Below are 3,747 nucleotides of genomic sequence, written 5' to 3' on the forward strand. Positions count from 1 at the left end.
GCGCTGGACGAGCTGGAAAGAGTCCACCGGCTGGATCGTCAAACTCGAGTTCACCGCCAACGAGATCGATCACGATGCGCGCTGGGGATTCGAGCCTCGGCGGTCGACGCTCTCGCCACTCAACGCCGACGCGATTCAGCTCTCCCGGCAGGGTTCCCTCCCGGACGGGCTCATCCCTCGTCTTCGAGCTCTCGACGTCACGGCCCAGAAGGACGAGTCCCGCTTCGACAGCGGCGCGTTCGGCCCACGCCGGCTGCCCGACCCCGAAGCGGATCTCGAGCGTCCCGACATGCCCGCTCCGACGACGCAGGCTGTGCAGCAGGCGGCGATCAAGCGCGCGGACGAGCCGAACTTCACCTCCCCGGAGACCGCAGACCTCCTCGAGGCCCTGCGCCGCCGCCGCGGGCAGCGTGAACCGCTCCCCGGAGTCGAAGAGCTGACACAGCCGCGCGGGCAGACTCCGGTGGCGCTCTTCGACGCCCTCGAACCGGGCTACGACGAGCAGTCCAGGGAACTCGAGGTCGAGGCCGACTACGGCATGGAGCAGCCTGCTGTCGCAGAGGTCGCCGGTCGTCGCAAGGGGCGCACGTCGATGCCCTCGTGGGATGAGATCGTCTTCGGAGCCCGCGGCGACGATTAGGCGAACGCGCCCAGGCGGAGGAGCGGCACCGTTCGCTCCTCGTCCGTGAGCGAACCGTGCTGGCCGATCATCCGCTGCGCGGCCTTGTCGGCGAGCCGATCGTCGTAGTAGGCGACGCCGGCCCGAGCAGCCACGATGACATCGCCGATGCGCTCGCGAATCCCCGCATCCACCGCACCGAAGAGATTCGCCGCGATCGCCTCGTCGCGTGAGACCACCCAGGAGCGATGGGATTCGGATGCGCGCCACGCCTCGAGCACCTCGCCCTCGCGGCCGGGCTCGGCGTAGATGTGCAGCATCCGCGGCTCCCCGCCGAAGATGCGCACGTCGTCGGTGAGCCCATCCCCGTCGCTCAGCAGGAGGTGCTTCACGCGTGGCACGTCGACCATGCCGTGGTCGGCCGTGACGACCGCCCCGATGCGCGGTCCGAGAGCCTGAGAGAGCGAGCGGGCCGCGGCATCCACCGTCTCCAGCGCTGAGGCCCACTCATCGGACTCCCAGCCGTATCGATGCGCCGCCGTGTCCAGCTCAGGCGCGTACAGATACACGAGAGCGCCCGGATGCCGCGCCGCGATGTCGGCGGCGAGCTCAGCACGCTCGGCGATGGTGTCGGCGGACACGAGGGTGGCCCCGCGGAGGGTCGCCTCGGTGAACCCGGAGCCGACATACTCCCGTCGGGACACGACGAAGCACGGCCGACCGGTGAGCGACTCACGCTCCAGGAGCGGCTGGGCGCGCTGCCATGCGTGCGGGTCGAGCCCGTCGGTCTCCCAGCCCTTCAGCTGGTTCGGCGCGGAGTCGGTGCCGGGAATGCGCACCCGATAGCCGACGATGCCATGCACGCCCGGGTCGGTCCCGGTGAGCAGCGACGTCAGCGCGGCGGCCGTCGTGGACGGGAAGACCGTGCGTACGGTGTCCTTCTTCGATCCCGCTGCGGCGAGGAAGCGGCCGTGTCCGGCGCGGGCGGCGAGGTTGCGGGCGCCGAGTCCGTCGACCACGAACAGCACGGCGCTGGTGGCCGGCGCGAACCACTCCGAACGCCCGTTGAGCGCCGCGATCAGCTCGGGGACGACACGGGTGAGGCTCCGGGCCCTGGACGGCTCCGCGGGTAGGCTGAGGGACATCCGGGCCAGTCTCGCACACCTGCGGGAGGCCCCCGCCGGCTGAATCTCCGACGCCGGCCTGTCGTCACCCGAGGCCCGACTGCCATGCCCGCATCCCGCACCGACTCCACTCCCCCCATCGAAGAGCGCATCGAAGACGTCGACGTCTCGACCGAGATGCAGGGGTCGTTCCTCGAGTACGCCTACTCGGTGATCTACTCCCGGGCGCTTCCGGACGCTCGTGACGGGCTGAAGCCGGTGCAGCGACGCATCCTGTACCAGATGGCCGATATGGGCCTTCGTCCCGACCGCGGGCACGTGAAGAGCGCGCGCGTCGTCGGCGAGGTCATGGGAAAGCTGCACCCGCACGGCGACGCGCCGATCTACGACGCCCTGGTGCGCTTGGCCCAGCCGTTCTCGCTGCGCGTGCCGCTGGTGGACGGTCACGGCAACTTCGGCTCGCTCGACGACGGCCCGGCCGCGCCGCGGTACACCGAGGCCCGGCTCGCGCCCGCGGCGCTCGCCCTCACCGAGAACCTCGACGAAGATGTCGTCGACTTCATCCCCAACTACGACGGCCAGTTCCAGCAGCCCGCCGTGCTGCCCGCGGCCTACCCGAACCTGCTCGTCAACGGCGCCACCGGCATCGCGGTCGGCATGGCGACGAACATGGCCCCGCACAACCTCATCGAGGTCGTCGCGGCGGCGATCCATCTGCTCGAGAACCCGGATGCGACCGTCGACGACCTGATGGAGTTCGTGCCGGGTCCGGACTTCCCGTCCGGCGGGATCGTGCTGGGCCTCGAGGGCGTGAAGGATGCCTACACCCGCGGTCGCGGGGCCTTCAAGGTGCGCGGCAAGGTGGCGATCGAGTCGCTCGGACCCCGACGCACCGGCCTCGTCGTCACCGAGCTGCCGTATCAGGTCGGCCCCGAGCGCATCATCGAGAAGATCAAGGACGCGGTACAGGCCAAACGCCTCACCGGCATCGCCGACGTCACCGATCTCACCGACCGCAATCACGGTCTGCGACTGGTCATCGGCATCAAGACGGGCTTCGACCCGCAGGCCGTGCTCGACCAGCTGTATCGGCTGACGCCCCTCGAGGACTCGTTCAGCATCAACAACGTCGCACTCGTCGAAGGCCAGCCGCAGACGCTGGGGCTCAAGGAGCTGCTGCGGGTCTACCTCGATCACCGCATCCAGGTGGTCACCCGGCGCAGCCGCTACCGGCTCGCGCGGCGCGAAGAGCGGCTGCATCTCGTCGAGGGCCTGCTCATCGCGATCCTCGACATCGACGAGGTCATCCAGGTCATCCGCACCTCGGACGACAGCGAGCAGGCGCGCACCCGCCTGCGTGAGGTCTTCGACCTCAGCGAGGTCCAGGCGGAGTACATCCTCGAGCTGCGCCTGCGGCGGCTGACGAAGTTCTCGCGCATCGAGCTCGAGACCGAGCGCGACGCGCTCAAGGCGGAGATCGCCGAGCTGCAGACCCTGCTCGGCAGCGAAGCGCTCATCCGCGCGCAGGTCGCCCGCGAGCTCGAAGCGGCCGCCGACGCGCACGGCACGCCCCGGCGCACGATGCTGACGAACGCCAAGCCCGCAGCACCCCGCCCGACCCGTGGTGCGCCCGTCCCCGATCTGCAGATCGCGGACTCCCCCACCGTCGTGGTGCTGTCGACCACGGGCCGCGCGGTGCGGGTCGACCTCACCGAGGGGCAGGAGCTCAGCGCGGCGACGCGTCGCAGCAAGCACGATGCGATCCTGGCCACGGCCTCCTCGACGACCCGAGGCGATCTCGGCGCCGTCACCACCGCGGGGYGAGTGCTCCGGTTCACCCCTGTCGACCTCCCGTCGGTGCCCCCCGCGTCGGTGCAGCTCGGTGCCGGTGTCGTGCTGCGCGACTACCTCGGGATCCAGGACAAGAACGAGCGTGTGATCGGCATCATCCGGTTCGACGACGCGCCGGTCGCCCTCGGCACCCGCGACGGCGTGGTCAAGCGC

3 protein-coding genes are annotated in these 3,747 nt (G+C 70.3%); 2 read left to right on the top strand and 1 reads right to left on the bottom strand.

Annotated features, from left to right (window positions below; translation table 11 throughout):
- The coding region (gene sepH, locus AC1DVT_RS18600; RefSeq protein WP_477390697.1) for a septation protein SepH at positions 1–640 on the top strand (640 nt) is incomplete at its 5' end.
- Here sepH and AC1DVT_RS18605 read toward each other — a convergent pair.
- Entirely contained in the window at positions 637–1,764 is a 1,128-nt protein-coding gene (locus tag AC1DVT_RS18605) for an alkaline phosphatase family protein (protein WP_477390699.1), read from the bottom strand. The genes sepH and AC1DVT_RS18605 overlap by 4 nt on opposite strands.
- A gap of 84 nt (positions 1,765–1,848) precedes the next feature.
- Between AC1DVT_RS18605 and AC1DVT_RS18610 the strand changes: the two genes are divergently transcribed.
- Positions 1,849–3,747: DNA gyrase/topoisomerase IV subunit A (locus tag AC1DVT_RS18610; protein WP_477390701.1), on the top strand; the 1,899-nt coding region annotated here is incomplete at its 3' end.

The sequence above is a fragment of the Microbacterium sp. P2_F9 genome, from assembly GCF_056403635.1.